The organism is Rhizobium sp. NZLR11 (genome assembly GCF_019685115.1).
In the GTDB taxonomy this organism is placed as follows: Bacteria; Pseudomonadota; Alphaproteobacteria; order Rhizobiales; family Rhizobiaceae; genus Rhizobium.
In genome coordinates, this window is sequence record NZ_JABDWD010000005.1 from 328,107 (window position 1) to 348,494 (window position 20,388).

General features: G+C 62.3%; 16 protein-coding genes. 9 read left to right on the forward strand and 7 right to left on the reverse strand.

What is annotated here, in order from left to right:
• Positions 1 to 192: 192 nt before the first annotated feature.
• Both HJB83_RS11960 and HJB83_RS11965 read left to right on the forward strand, forming a co-directional pair.
• The gene (locus tag HJB83_RS11960; protein ID WP_221131937.1) at positions 193 to 1,731 is read left to right on the forward strand and encodes a DHA2 family efflux MFS transporter permease subunit; all 1,539 of its coding nucleotides are present in this window, start codon (positions 193 to 195) and stop codon (positions 1,729 to 1,731) included.
• Positions 1,732 to 1,835: 104 nt separating this feature from the next.
• Positions 1,836 to 5,123 (forward strand): GH36-type glycosyl hydrolase domain-containing protein, encoded by a 3,288-nt coding sequence (locus HJB83_RS11965; protein WP_221131938.1) that lies wholly within the window; start codon positions 1,836 to 1,838, stop codon positions 5,121 to 5,123.
• Positions 5,124 to 5,126: 3 nt separating this feature from the next.
• Here the strand turns inward: HJB83_RS11965 and HJB83_RS11970 are convergent, their stop codons facing one another.
• The 5 genes from HJB83_RS11970 to HJB83_RS11990 form a co-directional block, all read right to left on the reverse strand.
• Complete coding sequence (locus HJB83_RS11970) at positions 5,127 to 5,870, reverse strand: FadR/GntR family transcriptional regulator (RefSeq protein WP_221131939.1); 744 nt, start codon at positions 5,868 to 5,870, stop codon at positions 5,127 to 5,129.
• A 120-nt stretch (positions 5,871 to 5,990) separates the two neighbouring features.
• Positions 5,991 to 6,755: a 2-dehydro-3-deoxy-D-gluconate 5-dehydrogenase KduD gene (gene kduD / locus HJB83_RS11975; RefSeq protein WP_311044280.1), complete on the reverse strand. Its 765-nt coding sequence runs from the start codon at positions 6,753 to 6,755 to the stop codon at positions 5,991 to 5,993.
• Complete coding sequence (kduI, locus tag HJB83_RS11980; protein WP_221131958.1) at positions 6,752 to 7,588, reverse strand: 5-dehydro-4-deoxy-D-glucuronate isomerase; 837 nt, start codon at positions 7,586 to 7,588, stop codon at positions 6,752 to 6,754. The genes kduD and kduI overlap by 4 nt, the downstream gene beginning before the upstream one ends.
• 602 nt (positions 7,589 to 8,190) lie before the next feature.
• The gene (locus HJB83_RS11985; RefSeq protein WP_207585311.1) at positions 8,191 to 8,337 is read right to left on the reverse strand and encodes a DUF1127 domain-containing protein; all 147 of its coding nucleotides are present in this window, start codon (positions 8,335 to 8,337) and stop codon (positions 8,191 to 8,193) included.
• Positions 8,338 to 8,504: 167 nt separating this feature from the next.
• Positions 8,505 to 9,485, reverse strand: coding sequence for a 3'-5' exonuclease (locus HJB83_RS11990; protein ID WP_207585312.1), 981 nt, complete (start codon positions 9,483 to 9,485; stop codon positions 8,505 to 8,507).
• 113 nt (positions 9,486 to 9,598) lie between these two features.
• On the opposite strand from HJB83_RS11990, the gene HJB83_RS11995 reads away from it, so the two are divergent.
• Entirely contained in the window at positions 9,599 to 10,867 is a 1,269-nt protein-coding gene (locus HJB83_RS11995; RefSeq protein ID WP_207585313.1) for an NAD(P)/FAD-dependent oxidoreductase, read from the forward strand.
• 222 nt (positions 10,868 to 11,089) lie between these two features.
• Complete coding sequence (locus tag HJB83_RS12000) at positions 11,090 to 12,121, forward strand: aldo/keto reductase (RefSeq protein WP_207585314.1); 1,032 nt, start codon at positions 11,090 to 11,092, stop codon at positions 12,119 to 12,121.
• Positions 12,122 to 12,187: 66 nt separating this feature from the next.
• On the opposite strand, the gene HJB83_RS12005 is transcribed toward HJB83_RS12000, so the two are convergent.
• The gene (locus HJB83_RS12005; RefSeq protein ID WP_221131941.1) at positions 12,188 to 13,972 is read right to left on the reverse strand and encodes an APC family permease; all 1,785 of its coding nucleotides are present in this window, start codon (positions 13,970 to 13,972) and stop codon (positions 12,188 to 12,190) included.
• Positions 13,973 to 14,220: 248 nt separating this feature from the next.
• On the opposite strand from HJB83_RS12005, the gene HJB83_RS12010 reads away from it, so the two are divergent.
• A complete protein-coding gene (locus tag HJB83_RS12010; protein ID WP_221131942.1) occupies positions 14,221 to 16,590 on the forward strand; it encodes a DUF1989 domain-containing protein in 2,370 nt (789 codons plus the stop codon).
• A 109-nt stretch (positions 16,591 to 16,699) separates the two neighbouring features.
• On the opposite strand, the gene HJB83_RS12015 is transcribed toward HJB83_RS12010, so the two are convergent.
• A complete protein-coding gene (locus HJB83_RS12015; RefSeq protein WP_221131943.1) occupies positions 16,700 to 17,932 on the reverse strand; it encodes a TetR/AcrR family transcriptional regulator in 1,233 nt (410 codons plus the stop codon).
• A gap of 137 nt (positions 17,933 to 18,069) precedes the next feature.
• Between HJB83_RS12015 and HJB83_RS12020 the strand changes: the two genes are divergently transcribed.
• The 4 genes from HJB83_RS12020 to HJB83_RS12035 all read left to right on the forward strand — a co-directional run bounded on the left by HJB83_RS12020 (position 18,070) and on the right by HJB83_RS12035 (position 20,371).
• A complete protein-coding gene (locus HJB83_RS12020; RefSeq protein ID WP_221117758.1) occupies positions 18,070 to 18,858 on the forward strand; it encodes an enoyl-CoA hydratase/isomerase family protein in 789 nt (262 codons plus the stop codon).
• A 332-nt stretch (positions 18,859 to 19,190) separates the two neighbouring features.
• Complete coding sequence (locus tag HJB83_RS12025) at positions 19,191 to 19,400, forward strand: cold-shock protein (RefSeq protein WP_003548109.1); 210 nt, start codon at positions 19,191 to 19,193, stop codon at positions 19,398 to 19,400.
• A gap of 222 nt (positions 19,401 to 19,622) precedes the next feature.
• Positions 19,623 to 19,847, forward strand: a complete 225-nt coding sequence (locus HJB83_RS12030; protein ID WP_207585635.1) for a hypothetical protein — start codon at positions 19,623 to 19,625, stop codon at positions 19,845 to 19,847.
• Between the two features lie 143 nt (positions 19,848 to 19,990).
• Entirely contained in the window at positions 19,991 to 20,371 is a 381-nt protein-coding gene (locus HJB83_RS12035; protein ID WP_207585636.1) for a DUF6481 family protein, read from the forward strand.
• Positions 20,372 to 20,388 lie beyond the last annotated feature (17 nt).

Here is a 20,388-nt window from a genome sequence, read left to right on the forward strand (position 1 = left end):
GGCGCAGAGCGATCGCATTTGGTGACGAAGCAGCCAATCCGTGCGTAGCAGACACCTTCGCGGCAACTGCCGGACATCCGGCCAAAGATGGCTCTTTGCCCCGATATGCCTGTTGACTGTCGATCGTCTCGATCGCAAACATGATCGGTCTTCTCACCGGGGCAGAAAATGCCGCGCGCGCGGGATCATCGCATGGAACGAGTTGAGCCTGCCCATCCCGATGCGAGGCCTGCCATCGTCTGGCTCGGCTTCATCGCCATGTGCATCGGCATGTTCATGGCGATCCTCGACGTTCAGGTGGTGGCGACATCGCTGCCGACTATCCAGTCAGCGCTTGGTATCGATCCGGATCAGATGAGCTGGATACAGACGGCCTATCTCATCGCCGAAGTGGTGGCGATCCCGCTGACCGGCCTGCTGACGCGGCTTTTGACGATGCGGTGGCTGTTCGTTACCGCCATCAGCGTTTTCGTTGCGGCCTCGGCTGGCTGTGCTGCCAGCAGCAGTTTCGGTGAACTGGTGGCCTGGCGGGTACTGGAGGGCTTTTCCGGCGGAACGCTGATCCCCTCGGTGTTTTCGGCCGTGTTCATCCTTTTCCCGAACGAGCGGCAGGCGCTGGCGACGACGATCGCCGGCGTGCTTGCGGTGCTGGCGCCCACCGTCGGGCCGATCGTCGGCGGATGGCTGACCGAGACCTATTCCTGGCACTGGCTGTTCCTGATCAACATCCTGCCGGGCATTGCCTCGGCAATCCTGGCGGCGCTCTTCCTGCCGCGACAGGCGGCCGATCCGTCCGAACTCCGGCATCTCGACGGCCTGTCGCTGCTGCTGATGGCAACCGCGCTGACGACCCTGGAACTCAGCCTGAAAGAGGCGCCGACCAGCGGCTGGACCTCGACCTATGTGCTGAGCCTGCTGGCGGTCTGCCTGGCGTCGGGCGGTATTTTCATCCGGCGAACGCTGCACCGCGGCCGGCCGATCGTCGATCTCGGCAATTTCACTGACCGGAACTTTCTCGTCGGCTCGGTTCTGAGCTTCGTGCTCGGTATCGGCCTGTTCGGCTCCGTCTATCTGATGCCGGTCTTTCTCGCTTTCGTCAGGGGCCACGACGCCCTTGAGATCGGCATGACAATGCTGGTCACCGGCATCGCCCAGCTGATCACGGCGCCGGTCGCGGTCGCGCTGGAGAAGCGTTTGGATGCGCGGCTGCTGTCGGCCGCCGGTTTCGCCCTGTTTGCGATCGGCGTTGGGATGAGCGCCTTTCAGGATCCGCGTTCGGATTATGACGCGATGTTCTGGCCGCAGGTCGTGCGCGGCGTCGCCATCATGTTTTGCCTGCTGCCGCCGACGCGGCTGGCGCTCGGCACGCTCCCGGCCGATCGCATTCCCGATGCCAGCGGTCTTTTCAATTTGATGCGCAATCTCGGCGGGGCGATCGGCATCGCGCTGATCGACACCATCATCTACACCCGCTCGGAACCGCTGGGCCAAAGCCTCTGGACCCGTCTTCAAGCCGGCGACATCGAGGTTGCGACCTTCGTCGGCGCTCCCCTTCCGGCGATATCGGGACATAGCGGCAGTTTCGACGCCGATACCACGGCGCTGCTCGATCCGCTGATCCAGACCGCGGCAAGCGCGCAGGCGATCAACGAAGCCTGGATGGTCATCGCCGTCCTCACGAGTTGCGCCCTGCTCTGCGTGCCCTTCGCCAGGCGGCCGGCGTCTACGTGACATAGGACGACAGGTTGCCCGATCGACCGGCTGCCGGTAAGATTTCTCTCAATCATTTTGCGTCATCCTCCAGTTCCCCTCTGAAGCCAATCGACGAGATCTCAATGGCCCCGGACCTTGACCGCAGTCTTCAAATGCCCCGCCGCGACGACCTTGGCCTCCTTGCGATCAGCAACGGCTCCGGCCTGTCGATATCGGCGCTGCCGAACGGCACGCTGTTTGCCATCGAATATGCCGACGACAAGGGATCGGTGCAGGTCAACCAGATCCAGGGCTCGCCGCTCATCGGTGGTATCGGCCGCCTTTACCTGCGGGTCGGCGGCGCTCGGCCCGATGTCGTCGAAATCGTCGGGCCGCGCGCCAATGGCAGCTTCGGACATAAGGCCACCAGCTTCTCCTGGAGTGGTGAGGCCGGGGATATTCACTATAACGTCCGGCTCGAGCTGCATCCTTCCGAGACGGCCTGGTTCTGGCGTGTCGCCATCCGGCATCTGAAGGATGGAACGTTGCCGGTCGATCTGGTGCTGATCCAGGATGTCGGTCTCGGCGATCGCGGCTTCCTGATGAACAGCGAAGCCTATGCCTCGCAATATGTCGATCACCATATCGCCGATCACCAGGCATTCGGACCTGTGGTGATGAACCGGCAAAATCTCAAACAGGGAGGTGGCCGCAATCCTTGGCTGGCGCAGGGTTGCCTCGACGGGGCAGTTGCCTATGCCACGGATGCGATCCAGCTGGTGCAGGCGAGAGACCGTCTCGACGACCGGCTGGTCGGCCGCTTCGGCACCAGCCTGCCGAGCAAACGGCGCCAGCAGGAAACGGCCTGCTCCGCCATCCAGTCGAAATTGCTGTCTGTCACCGCAAGCGGCGCGACCGCGACCTTCTTCGCCCTCTTTGCCGCCGATCATCTCGAGGCGTCGAGCGATGCCGATCTTGCGCGGCTCGGCGGGCTCGCGGCGGCAGACGGTGCGATCGCCGATATCGAGGAGACGGCGCCGGCCCGCAGCCTGCTGCAGGACGCGTCACTGTTGGAGGTCGAGCCGCTCGACAAAAAGGCGATAGGCCGGCTCTATCCCCAGCGCAGCCTGGAGGAACGCGTCGACGGAAAGCTGCTGTCGTTCTTCGTGCCGGACGGCGTCCTCAACCGCCATGTCGTCTTGCGCGAAAAGGAATTTTTGGTGGCGCGCCGCCACGGCGCGATCGTCAGAAGCGGCCAGAATATGCTGCTCGACGATTCGACCCTTGCCGCCACCTGTTGGATGCAGGGCATTTTCGCCGCGCAGCTGACGATCGGCAACACTTCCTTTCACAAGCTGTTTTCCGTCTCCCGCGATCCCTACAACCTGACGCGCGCCAGCGGGCTGCGCATCATGGTGGATGTTGGCGCCGGCTGGCAGCTGCTGGCGGTGCCGTCGGCTTTCGAAATGGGGCTCAGCGATTGCCGCTGGATCTACAAGTGCGCCGACCGCACCATCATTGTAACGGCGGTCGCCTCCGGCGAGGAAGCGGCGATGCAGTGGGCCGTCTCGGTCGAGGGCAAGCCGTGCCGCTTCCTGGTGTTCGGCCATGTCGTGCTCGGCGAGCGTGAATATGACGCGGGCGGCCAGATCGAATTCGATACCTCAGGCAAGCGCATCCTGTTTCGGCCGGATCCGGCCTGGCTCTGGGGCGAACGTTATCCCGAGGCCGCCTATTGGCTGGTGAGCGCGACCCCCGATGCCATCGAGGAGATCGGCGGCGACGAACTGCTCTATGGCGATGGCGTCACGCGCAACGGCGCCTTCGTCGCGCTCAGATCCCGGCCGACGCAGGCGCTCTCCCTGGCCGTCGTCGGTTCGATGACCGATGCCGAAGAAGCCGAGCGGCTGGCAGAGCGTTATCAGGCCGGCGTCACCGATGAGGCCATGCTGGCGCCGGCCTCGACATTCTGGCGCAACACCGTGCGCGGCCTGGCGATCGGCGACCCTTCGCCCGACCTTGCCGCGCAGACGACCCTGCTGCCCTGGCTCGCGCATGATGCCATCGTGCATGTGAGCGTGCCGCACGGCCTCGAGCAATATACCGGTGCGGCCTGGGGCACACGCGACGCCTGCCAGGGGCCGATCGAGTTCCTGCTTGCCTATGAGCATGATCGCGAAGCCAAGGAGGTGCTAAAGACCGTTTTCAGCGAACAATACCTTGAGAAGGGCGACTGGCCGCAGTGGTTCATGCTGGAGCCCTATGCCAACATCAGGGCGGGCGACAGCCACGGCGATATCGTCGTCTGGCCGCTGAAGGCGCTCTGCGACTATATCGAAGCGACGGGTGATCTCGCCATCCTTGACGAGAAGCTCTCCTGGCGCGATGAAAAAACCATGCAGAGGGCGGCCCAAACCGACACTATCGCGATCCATGTCGAGAAACTGCTTGACACCGTCCGCGAAGCTTTCATCCCCGGAACGCATCTGATCCGCTATGGCGAGGGAGACTGGAACGATTCCCTGCAGCCGGCCGATCCACATCTGCGCGACTGGATGGTCAGCAGTTGGACCGTTGCCCTGCTCTACGAGCAGATTGTCCGTTACTCCGCAATCCTGCGCCGACTCGGCCACGGCGTCGAGGCCAAGGGGTTGAGGAAGGTAGCAACGGCGATGCGCCGGGATTTCAACCGTCATCTGATGCGGGATGGCATCGTTGCCGGCTACGGCATCTTCGATCCCGCCCATGACGGCGTCGAATTGCTGCTGCACCCGAGCGATAAGCGCACCGGCCTGTCCTACTCGCTTATCTCGATGACGCAGGCAATGCTCGGCGGCCTGTTCACACCCGATCAGCGACGCGCTCATATGAAGCTGATCGACAAGCATCTGCGCTTCCCCGACGGCGTGCGGCTGATGGAGAAACCCGCGACCTATGCCGGTGGACCCGAGACGCTGTTTCGCCGCGCCGAATCCGCCTCCTTCGTCGGTCGCGAGATCGGGCTGATGTATGTGCATGCGCATCTGCGCTATTGCGAAACACTGGCAATGGACGCCGAAGCCGACGAACTCTGGAAGGCGATTTCAGTCGTCAACCCGATCTCGGTCACGCCAGTGCTGCCGCATGCTTCGCTGCGCCAGCGCAACAGCTATTTCAGCAGCAGCGATGCGGCCTTTCATGACCGTTATCAGGCCGCGGCCGAATGGGAGCGCGTCAAGGCGGGAGAGATCGCCGTCGACGGCGGGTGGCGGATCTATTCAAGCGGCCCCGGGCTCTACACCAGGAGCGTTGTCGAAAATATCCTCGGCTTCAAACGGCGCTTCGGCCGGCGCAGACGCAAACCGCTGTTGCCTGAGGTTCACGCCTCCGTCGAGTTGCGGACGGATCATGCCGCTTGGCGGCGGCTAATGAAGCCGAAGCCCGACGCGTAATATTCACGACGAAGTGCTGGCGTCGCGCAGTTCTTCGAAGCGGGCGGCACTCTTCGAGAGGTGGGTTCGAATGGCGCGGCGGGCGGCGGCCTCTTCGCCGTTGCGGATCGCCGCGAATATGGCATGGTGTTCCCGGCGCATGCGCGCCGCATGGCGCTTGCGCTCGGCCGCCGTCATTTTGTCCAAGCGTGCCCATTGCCGCGGCACCATGAGGTCGCCGAACGTATCGAAGAGGCGGCCGTAATAGGAGTTCTGCGTCGCGACCAGAATGGACCTGTGAAAGGCGTAGTCTTCCTGCGCCCCGTATCCGCCCTCCTCCAGCGCCTTGTCGAGCGCATCGAGCCGATCCTGCATGCGGTCGAGATCCTCAGGCGTGCGCCGCAGCGCGGCAAGACCGGCGGCTTCGTATTCGACCCCCATGCGCAGCTCCAGCACGCGCAGAACCTCGTCGATCGACTGCAGGTCGTTGGGAATGATCGAGAAGGATCTGGGGGTCGGATCGTTCGCGACGAACGCGCCAAGCCCTTGCCGCGTGGTGATCAGGCCCTTGGCGCGCAGGGTGGCGAGCGCCTCGCGAACGATCGTCCGGCTGACGCCGGTCGTCCTCATGATCGCCTGTTCGGTCGGCAGGCGCTGGCCGGGCTTCAGATCGCCGGATTCGATCTGCGCCATCAGCGTGTCGGCAAGGCCGCTGCGCAGGTTCGGCGGCTGCCGAGTGGTGGTAACCGCGTTGTCCCTATCCGTCATCTTGTGTCGATCCTGCCCCCGATGCGGCTGCGCCAGCCTCATTTCCTTTTGCTAACGCATGCCGGCAGGAAAGGCAAAACGACGTAAGTCACGGCAGCTCCGGATAATGCGGATCACCGCTCACCGTGCCAGCCACCCGCCGTCGACGGGCAGCACCGTGCCGTGCACGTAGTCGGAGGCCGACGATGCCAGGAACACCGCGGCACCGCCGAGTTCATCCGGCGTTCCCCAGCGCCCGGCCGGAATGCGGGCAAGGATGGCGGTATTGCGGTCGGCATCCTCGCGCAGCGCCGTGGTGTTGTTGGTGACGAAATAACCGGGCGCGATGGCGTTGACGTTGACGCCCTTGCCGGCCCATTCGCAGGCGAGCAGCTTGGTCAGGCCGGCAAGGCCGCTTTTCGAGGCGGTATAGGAGGGGATGCGGATGCCGCCCTGGAAGGAGAGCAGCGAGGCGATGTTGATGATCTTGCCTCTGCCCTTGTCGACCATATGGCGACCGGCCGCCTGCGACAGGAAAAAGGCGGTCTTCAGGTTTACGTCGATCACCGCGTCCCAGTCTTCCTCGGTGAAGTCGAGCGCATCGGCGCGGCGGATGATGCCGGCATTGTTGACGAGGATGTCGAGGCCGCCAAAGGTCTGGATGGTCTCAGCGACGATCCCCTTGACTGGTTCGATCGTGCCTAGATCGGCCTTGACGACGTGGAAGCGGCTTCCTGCTCGCTTCACCAGCGCCTCGGTTTCGTCCATCGAGGAGCGCCCGACGGCGACGATCGAGGCGCCGGCCTCGGCCAGCGCTGCCGTGATGGCTTGGCCGATGCCGGTATTGGCGCCGGTGACGACGGCAGTCCTGCCGGAAAGGTCGAAGGGGTTCGCCACGGTGCTCACCTCAGATCCGCAATGGCGATATGGTCCATGTCGGTGAAGCTCTTGTTGTCGCCGGCCATTGCCCAGATGAAGCTGTAATTCTTGGTGCCGGCGCCGGAATGGATCGACCACGGCGGCGAGATGACCGCCTGTTCGTTGGCGACAAGCATATGGCGGGTCTGCTGCGGCTCGCCCATGAAGTGGAAGACGCGCTGCTCGGCTTCGAGATCGAAATAAAGATAGGCTTCCATGCGCCGGTCATGCGTATGGGCCGGCATGGTGTTCCAGACGCTGCCCGGCTCGATCATGGTGAAGCCGAGGGTCAGTTGGCAGGACTGGCAAACCTCAGGATGGATGAACTGGTAGATCGATCGCTTGTTGGCCGTTGCCGCGTCGCCGGGCGTCAGGTGGCGGGCTTTCTCGCGGGTGAGCAGCACCGTCGGGTGCACTTGATGTGCCGGCGTCGAGACCAGATAGAACTTTGCCGGATTGGCGGCATCCGCGCTCTCGAACCGGACGTCCTTGGCGCCCTTGCCGGCATAGAGGCAATCATACTTGGCAAGATCGTAGCTGGTGCCGTCGACGACGATGCGGCCGGCGCCGCCAATGTTGAGCGCGCCGAGTTCGCGCTCGGCTAGGAAGGTTTCCTGGCCGATCGCCGTCGGCGCCGTCAGCGCCAGTCCATCGGCCAGCGGCGTCGCGCCGCCGATGACCATGCGGTCGTAGTGGGAATAAGTCAGCCGGATCTCGCCGCCTGCAAAGATGGTTTCCACCAGAAAGTGACGCCGCAGCGTCTCCGTGTCGTATTCGCGCACGGCCTCGGGATGGGAGGAGTGCCTCACGTCGATCTGCATGTCAAATTCCTTCAGTTTCGTTGTCGTCAAGCGTCGTTGCTCCCGCGAGAGCCGGATCCGCTCGGCGGCCGTTTCGCTCGGCAATGAACCGAATGGTTACATAGTTGTACGACAAATTCGAAGTCAATATGTTTCTGCAGCACCGGCTCGCAGTGGGCGGTGGCCGCAGGAATCGGGAGTAAAATCAGCGATAAGCAGGAAAAAGTCACCAATGCCGGGCGACGGATCGCGAGCGGCGGTTTTGGCGCGATCGGCCAAAAACGAAAAAGCCTGCCGCGGGAGGAGGTGCGGCAGGCTTTCGAAAAAAACCGAACGACAGCTGGGAGGAGGAATGCTGCCGTTCCCGCAGACGACCCTAGGAGGAGGATGGGGCGCCCGCATGTCGAAGGGATGCGGGAGGAGGTGCATCGCTTCGATAGAAATAATCATACTTATTTCGTGCTTAGTTGGTAGGCATTTCTTTGCAAGGCAGCTATGCGCTATGCGAAAAGCGGGCGGCTCCCTCGCCGTGGTTCCATCAACCGGGAGCCCAAAAGCAAAGCGCCCGCTTCTAGAGAAAGCAGGCGCTGGCCAAGTGTCGATAATGCTTAGTCTGCGGGCCGTTAGCGGGCGATGGCAGCGCGAGCGATGTTGCTGATGTCGCTGCGGCCGATGCCGAGGTCGTTCAGTTCGCGCGTGGACATACGGCCCAGTTCAGCGACCGTCTGACGGTACTTGCGCCAGTTATTGAAAGAGCGTGCTACGTTCATGATGATCCCCTTTCGATGGGCTTTCGAAGCCTAGCTGCCAGTCCTTGGCGCTTCGTTCGCTTCGATGACTTGTATATAATACGAGCCGATCGATTGTTGCAGCGCCAATGCATCACTGCACCTATGCGACGCTTGCATGGGTCGTCAGATTTGGGAGTCGTTTCTGCTCAAGATTTGAAACGATCGAAGGCCGTCAGCCGGACGATCGGCGGCTCCGCCTCTTTCCATCGGTAAATTTCCGAGCGCAGATAGGACAGTTCGTCGCCGAGATCGTCTTCGCCGACTTCGATCCACCAGGACTTCAGGCGGCCGTCGCTTCCATCAGACCAGCGATAACCCCTCGCCTTCAGATGGTCCTTCATCTCGAACGGGCTGTGTTCGGCAAAGAGACGGATGCGGCAGCACTGGCTGGCGCTGTAAAGCTCCGCGAACGGGCTTTCGCCGTCGCCTTGTTCCCGATCGAGGATTTCCAGCAGCGCGTGGCAGTCGTCCACGGCACGATGGCCGTCATGGAAATAACCGGCCTGGCCGACGAGATAGCCGAGCTTGGTGCCTTCGAAACCGCGGGCGCTCCAGTCGATTTCCGAAACCGAGCAGGCCCAGGCCTTGCCGGCGAAAACCTTCGAGAAGGCTTCGCAGAACGGCCGGTCGAACCCGGCATTGTGGGCGATGATCAGATCCGCCGGCTCGATCAGATCGCTTAGCGATCTTATATCGATGACCTGGCCTTCGACCATCGCATCGGTGATGCCGGTCAACCGGGTAATTTCCGGCGGTATCGGCCGCGATGGCTGTTGCAGGCCGCCATAGATGCCGACGATGTCGCCGATCGCACCGCCGTCGTCGAATGTGAAAGCGACGGCGCCGATTTCGATGATCTCGTCGCTGCGGTGATTGAGACCTGTGGTCTCCGTATCGAGAATGACGCCGAGCCGCGAAAACTCCGGCCGTCTGGCGGCTGCGACCGGCCGGGCAGTCAGTTTCCTGAGGATGCGGTAGTTGCCGCTCTCTTCAAGCGCCCGCGCCATCTCTTCGTCGGAATAGGCGGCCGGCTGCGATAGCCGCCGGCGCGACGGGTCGCGTAGCTGGACCACCGCGGGCGATGCCTTGGCAAACATGTCGAGTTGCGAATCTCTGTTCACGCTCATCGGATCTATATGTCATGGAGACGCAGTTTAATCCATCGCGCGCGGCGCTATACACCCTTGCGTTTCGGGGACACGGAGGCTTAGCTGAGCGGTGAGCGGCGGGAGGAGAATGCATGCCTGGTGACAACGGCAGGGGCGCCGAGAAGGATGTCGTCATCATCGGCGCTGGCGCCGCCGGCATTGCCGCTGCTCGTCGCCTGCAGGCAATCCGCCCGGATCTTTCCATCCTGCTGCTTGAAGCGGGCGATCGTCTCGGCGGCCGCGCCTGGAGCGTCGGGCTGCCTGAAGCCGGCGATATCGCACTCGATCTCGGTTGCGGCTGGCTGCATGGGGCGCGGACCAACGCCTGGACCGCGATCGCCGGTGAGGTCGGACTGGCGGTCGACCATACACCGGCGCCCTGGAACGGCGGCCGGCGGCTGCAGCGGGACGATGCGGAGACCCACGCCGCGCGAGCGGCGATCGGTGACTATTTCGAACGCCTTGAAAGCCATGAAGGCGATGACACCGATCTGGCCGAGATGCTCGAACCCGGCAATTCCTGGAACGGGCAGATCCGGGCGATCGGCACCTATATCACCGGCGCCGAGCTGGAACGCTCGTCGGTCCTCGACTACAACCGATACGACCCCGGTCCTGGCCCCGATTGGCGGGTGCGCCAGGGCTATGGGACGTTGATCTGCCGTTACGGCAGGCCGGTTGCGACGAGGCTCGGCGTCGAAGTGACGCGCGTAAATCACCGCCATGCCGGCCGCATCGACATTCAGACGAACCAGGGTGGGCTCAGTGCCCGTGCGGTGCTGGTGACGGTTTCGACGAATGTGCTTGCCGCTGGCAAGATTGTTTTCGACCCGCCTTTGCCCGAGAAGATCGAGGCAGCGGCGCGGTTGCCGCTCGGGCTCGCCGACAAGCTCTTCCTCAGGCTCGCAAATCAGCAGGCGCTGCCGGCTGATACCCATATGCTCGGCTCCATCAGCCGCGGCGCGACCGGCACCTATCAGCTCCGGCCACTCGGCGCTGCCGTCGTCGAAGCCTATTTTGCCGGCGACCTCGCGCATGATCTGGAGCGGGAGGGAAAAGAGGCCGCCTTTGCCTTCGCTGGGGATGAACTGGCGGCAGCATTCGGCGCCGATATCCGCAAGGAATTGTCGGTGGCGGCAATGTCGGCCTGGGCCGCTGCACCCCATATCGGCGGCTCCTATTCCTATGCCGAGCCGGGCGCCTCCGATCTGCGCAGCCGTCTCGCTGCACCGCATGACCAGCGGATCTTCTTTGCGGGCGAGGCCTGTTCTCGCTCGCGTTACTCGACGGCGCACGGCGCCTATGAGACCGGGGTCGCTGCAGCCGATCTGATCGACGGGTCGTTCTCGAGAAAAGCGTAACCGTCGCCGGTGGCGCCCGCGGGAATATTTTTTCCCACTTGTGGCACCGGTCGGATTGGTTATGCTGCCCTCGCCCCTGCGCCAGATTGAGCCCAGGGCGCCAGACGTCATCCGGCGGCAAGTGGCCGCCTCAAGCACGATATTGACATTGATTGCGGGAGCCCCGGCTTCTACCCCGACGGTTTTGCACGTCGGCTGTGGGTCTCCGCATGAGGAGGAAAAATGGATTATCGCAAGCTCGGTTCCAGCGGGACCGTCGTCACTGCCTATTGCCTCGGCACCATGACCTTCGGCGCGGAGGCCGACGAGGCGGCCTCGCACAAGCTGCTCGACGATTATTTCGCCTGGGGCGGCAATTTCATCGATACTGCCGATGTCTATAGCGCCGGCAAGTCGGAAGAGATCATCGGACGCTGGCTGAAGGCCCGCCCGACCGAAGCCCGTCAGGCGATCGTCGCCACCAAGGGACGTTTTCCGATGGGCAACGGACCGAATGACATCGGCCTGTCGCGCCGGCATCTCGGTCAGGCGCTCGACGATTCTCTCCGCCGCCTCGGCCTCGAGCAGATCGATCTCTACCAGATGCATGCTTGGGACGCGCTGACGCCGATCGAAGAGACGCTGCGCTTCCTCGACGATGCGGTATCATCAGGCAAGATCGGCTATTACGGCTTCTCCAACTATGTCGGCTGGCATATCGCCAAGGCATCCGAAATCGCCAAGGCGCGGGGTTATACCCGCCCGGTGACGCTGCAGCCGCAATATAACCTGTTGGTGCGCGACATCGAACTCGAAATCGTCGCCGCCTGCCAGGATGCCGGCATGGGCCTGTTGCCCTGGTCGCCGCTCGGCGGCGGCTGGCTGACCGGCAAGTACAAGCGCGACGAGATGCCGACTGGCGCCACCCGCCTCGGCGAAAATCCCAATCGCGGCGGTGAGTCCTATGCGCCGCGCAATGCGATGGAGCGAACCTGGGCGATTATCGGCGTTGTCGAGGAGATCGCCAGGGCGCATGGCGTCAGCATGGCGCAGGTGGCGCTCGGCTGGACGGCGGCGCAGCCGGCGATCACCTCGGTCATCCTCGGCGCCCGCACGCCGGAGCAACTGGCCGACAATCTTGGCGCCATGAAGCTCAAGCTCTCCGACGATGACCTGGCGAGATTGGATGAGGTAAGCGCGCCTCAGCCTTTCGATTACCCCTACGGCAAGGGCGGTATCAATCAGCGCCACCGCAAGATCGAAGGCGGCCGCTAAGCTTCGCCCACAAATGCAAAAAGCCGCCATGTTTTTTCATGGCGGCTTTTTTGCTTGGGAGGCACTTTAAGCCGGAAGCTGAAAGATCACGTTGGCGATCAGGACGATCGCCAGACCGGCGGCGAGCGCGAGATAGGGCAGCATGCCGGCCTTCTTGACGCCAAGATCCTGGCCGACGAGGCCGAGATCTTCCATCGCACCTGCCGGGAATTTTCCGCCGTCGCGCACATAGTGGCGATAGGCAAAGACCGGCAGGATCAGGGCGGCGAAGATGAAGCCGACCCAGAGCGCATTGGAATAACCCCAGACCTTGGCGCCGGCGCCGAGGAACAGAGCATTGACGAAGGCAAGCGCTGTGTTGAGACCGATCAGCCAGGTCGGCGCCTTCCAGGGGCGTTCGATATGGCCGGAGTCCATCCGGTGTATCCAACCGGAATTGAGGTTCAGGAAGTTGAAGATGATGTATCCGACATTCGACACGGCGAGCACGAAGAAGTAGCCGCCGGTATCCGAGGCGATGGCCAAAAGGAAGAGGTTGAAGGCGAAATCGGTCCACATCGCCCGTGTCGGGGCGCCGTTTTCGTTGACGTGGTCGAGATATTTCGGCAGCCAGCCGTCCTTCGAGCCCTGGTAGAGCGTGCGCGAGGAACCGGCCATCGCCGTCATGATGGCGAGGAAGAGCGCCATGATCATCAACACGACGAGCAACTGGGTGACGACCCGGCCGGCGCCGATCAGGCCGCCGAGCGCTTCGGCAACGCCGGTGCCGTCGACAATACCGGGGGCGAGCATGCCTGCATGGCCGAGAACGCCCTGGAAGGCGAAGGGCACCAGGAAGAAGAACAGGCAGCAGGCAAGGCCGGAATAGAAGATCGCCTTGAAGGTGTCGGTCTTCGGATTCTTGAGCTCGCGGGTGTAGCAGACGGCCGTCTCGAAGCCATAGGTCGACCAGGCGGCGATATAGAGTCCGCCGAGGAAGAGCGTCCAGCCGCCATTGCTCCAGGTGCCGTCGGCGCCGGAATAGGCGGCCGTCGGCGGCACCAGGCCGGTGACGTTGGCGGCAAGGATATGGCCGCTGACAATGGGGTAGAGGCCGATGATAAGCAGCGGCACGAGCACGATGATGGCCAGCCACTTCTGCACGCTGGCGGTTTCCGAAATGCCGCGATGCTGGATCGCGAAGATGATCAGCATCAGGATGCCGCCGATGAAGAAGGTAGCATTGACGTTGGCGGTGGCAAGAAAGGGAATGCCGAAGCTGACGAGCGACCAGCTGCGGATCCACGGCGTCAGCGCGGCGACGCCGTCGGTGCCGAGCAACGCCTTGACGGCGTCATCCGGCGTCGTGCCGGCATGAGCCGCGATATATTCGGCGACGCGGGGGCTATCGGCCGTGATGGAAGCGGCATGCGCGGAGATCCAGTCGAGGACCATCTGCGAATCCGCCGCCGGGATGGGGAAGAATGAATTGAGGATATAACCGGCGGCGATGGCGCAGCCGAGCGACAGCACGGGCGACCAGGCAAACCAGTTGCACCAGACGGATAGTGGCGCGATGAATTTCGAATACCGCAGCCAGGCGGTGGCGCCATAGACCGAGGCACCGCCGGATTTGTTGGCGAACATGCCGGCGATTTCGGCATAGGTGAAGGATTGCAGGAAACCCATCACCATCGAAATGATCCAGACGAGGAAGGCGAGCTTGCCCGTCGTGCCCGCAATGCCGCCGATGGAGAAAAGAACGAGCGGCGGCACGCCCGCAGCCACCCAGAATGCGCCCTTCCAGTCGAGCGCGCGTACAAGCTTACCTTCGGTGCCGGATGAAATCCCGGCCTCCACAACGTCTGTCATCAGTGAAATTCCCCATTCGATTGTTCCGGACGTATCTTTGTACGTCTCCCTGAACGTGTCTCCCTGACAGTCTCAAGCCCGCCCGGATGATTTTGGCGATCCGTGTTCCCGACGGATTCCCGAGTCTCAGCCCTTGATGCATAGTGAAGATATTTTCTTTTTAGTCAACATGACTTTACTTTCGCGAGACATTTTGTAACCTGTATGGGTGGTGCCCGAGGGCATGCCGATCCTCCCATGAGGGCAGAATGCGAGAACTTCATCCTGCTATGACGGGCCTGCGGCCGGCGGCTGCGAGCCTCGTGCGTTATCCCGGCATTCCCACCTTGCCGGAGGGAACGGAGCGCTACAGGGCAAAAGGCGGCGGATCGGTCGTGGTGCGTGTCGAGCCGGGCGACTGCGTCACTGTCATCGACAGCGAGGGCGGACAGGTTTGCGAGGTCTCTTTCCTCAACGAAAAGGGACGCTTCCTGGCGGCGGGTCTCGGAACGGCATTCAGCAATTCAGCCGAAGGTTTGAAGGCCATTCTTCAAGGGGAGGATGAGAGTGCTGCCCGCACCCGCGCAGCGCTTGAGCGGCGCGGCGCCGATCTTGCCGCGGCCGGAGCGCTCCGCATCTTCGGGGCGGGATCGAGCCCGGGCAGCCGGGCGGATTTCACGATTTCCATGAAGGGCCTGCTGATCGTCGCGGCACCGGCCGGCGCCATGTTGCCGGAGGCCCAGGATACGGCGACGCCGATCGAGATCAGGATCAAGCGCAGCCTGTTGATCCGAGACTACGCCTCCGCCCTGCCGGAACCGGCCGCCGACCCCATCGAGGATATCCGCATCCGGGCGGCGACCGCCGCGGCCTATTTCGTGCGTGCCGGCGAATTCATCCAGATCATCGATGTTTATGGGCGCCAGTGCACCGATTTCCAAGCTTTCGCCGCCCGCAAGGTCGACAAGGGCCTCGATCTCGCGCTTGATTCGACGGTTACCCGCACACTGCTCAGCCGCAGCTATCCTATGCCGGGCCTGCCCTCTAAGGCCTTCGACCGGGACTTCGAGCCGCTGGTCGAAATCGTCCAGGATACGGTCGGGCGCCACGATGCTTTCGCGACCGCCTGCAATTCGCGCTACTACGACGACATGGGTTATCCTGGCCACGTCAACTGCACGGACAATTTCAACGCGGCGCTGGCGCCTTACGGCATTGCCGGCCGCAAGGGTTGGGAAGCGCTGAACTATTTCTACAACACCAATATCGACCACAACAACCAGCTCTATCTCGACGAGCCCTGGTCGCGCCCCGGCGATTACGTGCTGATGCGGGCGCTCACCGATCTTGTCTGCGTCTCATCGTCCTGCCCCGACGATATCGACGCGGCGAACGGCTGGGATCCGACGGATATCCATGTCCGCACCTTTTCCGGAAAAGAAAAATTCTCACGAGCGGTGGCCTATCGCATGACCCCAGATGCCGACGCCGAACTGACGCGCGAAACCGCCTTCCATCCACGCCTCTCGACCCTGACGCGCGATTACACCGAATATCGCGGCTATTGGCTGCCGAACCGCTTTTCCGCCGAGGGACCGGTCGAGGAATATTGGGCCTGCCGCGAGCGCGCCGCCGTCATCGACCTTTCGCCCCTGCGGAAGTTCGAGGTGACTGGGCCGGATGCCGAGGAGCTCTTACAATATTGCCTGACACGCGACGTGCGCAAACTGTCGACAGGTCAGGTCGTCTATTCCGCCATGTGCTACGAAAACGGCGGCATGATCGATGACGGCACGCTCTTCCGCCTCGGCGACAAGAATTTCCGCTGGATCGGCGGCGATGATTTCAGTGGCATATGGCTGCGTCAGCAGGCCGAAGAAAAAGGCTTCAAGGCCTGGGTTCGCTCTTCGACCGACCAGATGCACAATATCGCCCTGCAAGGGCCGAAGAGCCGCGATATCCTGAAGGAGATCATCTGGACGGCGCCGCGCCAGCCGACGATCGGTGAGCTCGAATGGTTCCGCTTCACTGTCGGCCGCATCGGTGGTTTCGAGGGCGCGCCCGTCGTCGTCTCGCGCACGGGCTACACCGGCGAGCTCGGCTACGAGATCTTCTGTCATCCGAAGGATGCGCTGGCGGTGTTCGACGCGGTCTGGGAGGCGGGGCAGCCGCACGGGTTGAAGCCGATGGGGCTGGAGGCGCTCGACATGGTTCGCATCGAGGCAGGTCTGATCTTTGCCCATCACGAATTCACCGACCAGACGGACCCGTTCGAGGCCGGCATCGGCTTCACCGTGCCGCTGAAATCCAAGCAGGACGATTTCATCGGCCGCGAGGCGCTGATCCGGCGCAAGGAGCATCCGCGCCATCTGCTTGTCGGCCTCGACGTCAAGGCCAACGAGGCGGTCGGCCATGGCGATTGCATCCATATCGGCCGGGCTCAGGTCGGCGTCGTCACCAGTGCCACCCGCTCGCCGATCCTCGGCAAGACGATCGCGCTCGCCCGCATCGACGTCATGCATGCAAGTCCCGGCACCGAGGTCGAAATCGGCAAGCTCGACGGCCACCAGAAACGCCTGCCGGCGACAATCGTGCCGCTTTCGCACTACGACCCGCAGAAGACGCGACCGCGCTCGTAATGCATGCGTTCGACGGTGGTGCCGCAGATTGGTTCCTGGGAAAGCGATGATGTCTCCGCCTAAGGGCTTTATACCGATCGGTAAAGATACCAACAGCCCTTCGATAGGCCTAATCTTTACCGATCGATAAATCTGCCGACGCGGTCCACATGGTCAGGCTGCTCTCAACGAGCGCCTCCAGCTCGCTTGGGCTTGCGCCGGCCCCTCCCTGCGCGAGAATGCCGTGCATCAGGGATTGGACGAAACGCACGAGACCGTCGACATTGACCGTCGGCAACAGGTCGCCCTCGCGTTTGGCCCGCTCAAACCTTGCGGCGAGCAGGTCGCGCCCGATGGCCTGGCGCCTGAGGACCTCGATGCGGATCGCCTGCGCCTCGTCACCTCCCTGCATCGCGTTAAGAACCATCAGGCAGCCGCGCGGTTGTTCCTCGTCCAACTGGTCGCGTAGCGCCCCCCTGAGGAGTGCCTCGAAAACGCCCCGCGCCGTCGGGGTCTGGAGTGCCTCGGTCATGTAGTCTTTCCGAAGAGACTGGTAGAGGTCGAGAGCCTTGAAAAAGAGCGCTTCCTTGTTGCCGAACGCGGCATAGAGACTTGGGCGGGTGATCCCCATCGCCTCGGTGAGATCACTGAGCGACGCGCCGGTAAAACCCCTGGTCCAGAAGAGCTTCATGGCAGCATCGAGTGCCGCATCTGCACTAAACCTTCGCGGGTCGCGGCTTCGCTCCCCCGCCGGCGGCGAACCCCCTGTACGAATGTTCGTAGCGGCTGCGACGTCCCTGATTGCCCGCCACGCCGCTACCGCCTGCTCGGCAGCCTCTCGCAGGTCGCCGTGCGGTGCCCCGCCGGCGGCCTTCATGGCGAGACCGCCGAGCACCGCCGTTACGTAGCTCGCCAACCGTGAGGTATCAGCCTCTGCCGGGAGGTCGCCCGCCCGCTTCGCTTCTTCGAACCGGTCTCGTAGTTTCAGCTCTGCTGATTGGCGGCGATGCAGCAGCGCAGGCGGGATGTCTGCATTCTCCGCTCCCATCGCCAAACCCGCATGGACGAGAACGCGGCTCGACGTCTGCTCCGGCGAGGTCGTCAGCAAGCGTTTGACGACTCCTTCGGCCGTCGGAGCGGCGAGCGCCCATGCCCAGTGCTCGTCCTCGCGAGCGCTGCAGCGCCTGAGAACGGCGTCGAAGAGCCCGCGTTTGCTTCCAAAGGCGGCGTAGATGCTGGGTGAGTTCAGGCCCATCGCGGCCGTCAGCTCCACCATGGTTGAGCCGTGATAGCCATGGCGGCTGAACACGTCCGCCGCGCGATCCAGCACTTCACTTTCTTCGAACGTACGAGGACGGGCCATTGCCAACCACCATTCTGTAATGTACGTAACATAATAGGCTCGATAGCCAACGCCAAGCGCGGCGTGCGGTACCAGCCGTTTTGTAGCAGGCGTTCTGCCTGCCTGGCTATAAGTGTCAGTAAATTAGGAGATAAGACATGAGTTCGTTCCGTTTCGAGCAGCATGGTATGGTGGGCAAGCTGATCTTGCTCGGTGACGCGGCCAGCGAGCCGGGAGCCGATTATCCCTCGTCGCTGAGGGCTGGCGTGCGTCAGGCATACGAAAGCGACATCCGCGTTCTTCATGTGACTTCCGCGTCCGGCAGCTTCGCCATAGCAGATAACCCAGGTGACATTGGAGGCAAGGGATCGAAATTCCTGGAAGCGTTCGCCGCCGATGTTTTGGCTTCGTTGCGCGCGATTGAGGAATTGCCGATACCGACGGTTGCCTCTGTAAGCGGAATGGCGCTGGGCGGTGGTTTTGAACTCCTTCTCGCATGCGATTTTCTCGTGGCGGCAGAGTCGGCACACCTTTTCTTCCCGGAGGGAATGGTCGGTGGAGTTCCCATGACCGGCGGAGTGCAGCGACTTGCCGATCGCGTCGGCAGTGCGCGCGCCACGCGCCTGGTCCTGCTCTCGGAGATGATATCCGGCAAGGCCGCGTTGGATCTGGGTGTCGCAACCCACCTTGCTCCTGACGCCGAACTGGAGAAGGTCACGGAAGATCTCCTGCAGCGCCTCGCGAACGGACCGACCCTTGCCTACGGGAAGATGCGCTCGCTCATCCGGGCCTGGTCGTCGGGCGGTGTGTCGGCCGCAGACGTCATTACCCTCCAAGTCACCGCTGGTATCCTCGACACCAGGGATGGCGCAGAGGGAATGGCCGCTGCAACTGCGGCTATCCGGAAAGGTGAGCCGATCCCACAGATCCGGTTTTCCGGACGGTAGCTGCATCAAACTTTGATCATCATTCCTCCGAGTTAGGCAGCGGCTCGTCTGCTGCTTAATATCGGCCCGATACCACGGGGGAAGAGCCGGCTCTGCGGCGATGTGTAAAGCCGCTGAGATACAACCATTTAGAGAATATCGAGTTTCGAAGAACTGAAAGTTGACAAATTCGAGTTCAATGATTATATCCGGATAGTCGATATTGCTTGTTTGACTTTTGTTATCGCACGCCGACAACGTGCCCTGGACGAACTTCCCTCTTCAAAATCGAGATTATCATCCGTCGTGCATCTCGCACGTGCGGCCTGTCAATTGCTATGAAAGGGTTTGTTATGACCACTGGCACAGTTAAATGGTTCAATTCCACCAAGGGCTTCGGCTTCATTCAGCCTGACGACGGTGGCGCTGACGCCTTCGTTCACATCTCGGCCGTTGAGCGCGCCGGCATGCGTGAGATCGTCGAAGGCCAGAAGATCGGTTACGAGCTTGAGCGCGATAACAAGTCGGGCAAAATGTCCGCTTGCAATCTTCAAGCTGCTTAAATTGATATCTGCTTTCCTTTGACCACGGATGTACTGGCACTGTTGAAAGCGTGATACCGGCGAGGTCAGGCAAGTTGCCTGGCCTTTTTGTTGCGTTCGCTGAGCGAACACTGCATCATTCCTTAAATCGGAATCGGTTTAAGGAATGACGCAGCAATTCCAAGCGTTCCACCGTCCTTTGCTAAAAAGACGCGCGGCGCTTAAATGAAATCCAGGACGAATATGTCAGATACACACAGCAAATCACGCCAACAGGCGGAGATCGCTTTCGGAAACGCACAATCGCAATTCTTGGCGAGAAGCCGCGCGGTGGAAGAGATCGATCAGACCGTTCGCGCCCGCGAGGAAAAGACCTTGAGACTGCGCGAAGCCCGTGAAGCGAAGGAATTGCAGGATCGCGCGAGCGCGGCCGCCGGCCCTGCCGTGAAGCGAAAAAAGAAAATTTGATTCAAGATCTAGATGATTACACGCCGGATTGGCATAATACTGTCCAGATCCAAATCGAGAAATAGAGCATAGGGTCATCCGAAGAGCCCCACCGGTTTCGGCGTCATGCTCTAGTGTCGCAGTCAAACAGTCAGGTAACAGATTTGAAACACGCCAAAAACAACGAGCTTTCCGATCGTCGCAGCGCCGCTGCCGAAGCCAAGGCGGCTCTCCTCAATGCGTTTCGTACCGCCAAGGATACGGCCGAACCCACGCGGATCGCAAAGCAGGCGGAGCGTCAAGCCGTCGCCGAAGCCCGGGAAGAACGGCGCGCCGAGCGGGAGCGGGTAAAGCGTGAGGAACTGGAGCGGGCTCAAGCCGCAGAAGCTGAACGTCAGGCGGCCGCCGAGGCCGAAGCACGTGCTGATGCCGACGCGCGCGAAGCGGCCGACAAAGACCGGATCGCTCGCGTGATTGCCGATGAAGCCGCCCGAAAGGCCGCACGCGACCTGCGTTACGCCAATCGAAAAGCCAGAAAGTCGTGATTGTCAGCGCTGCCTGT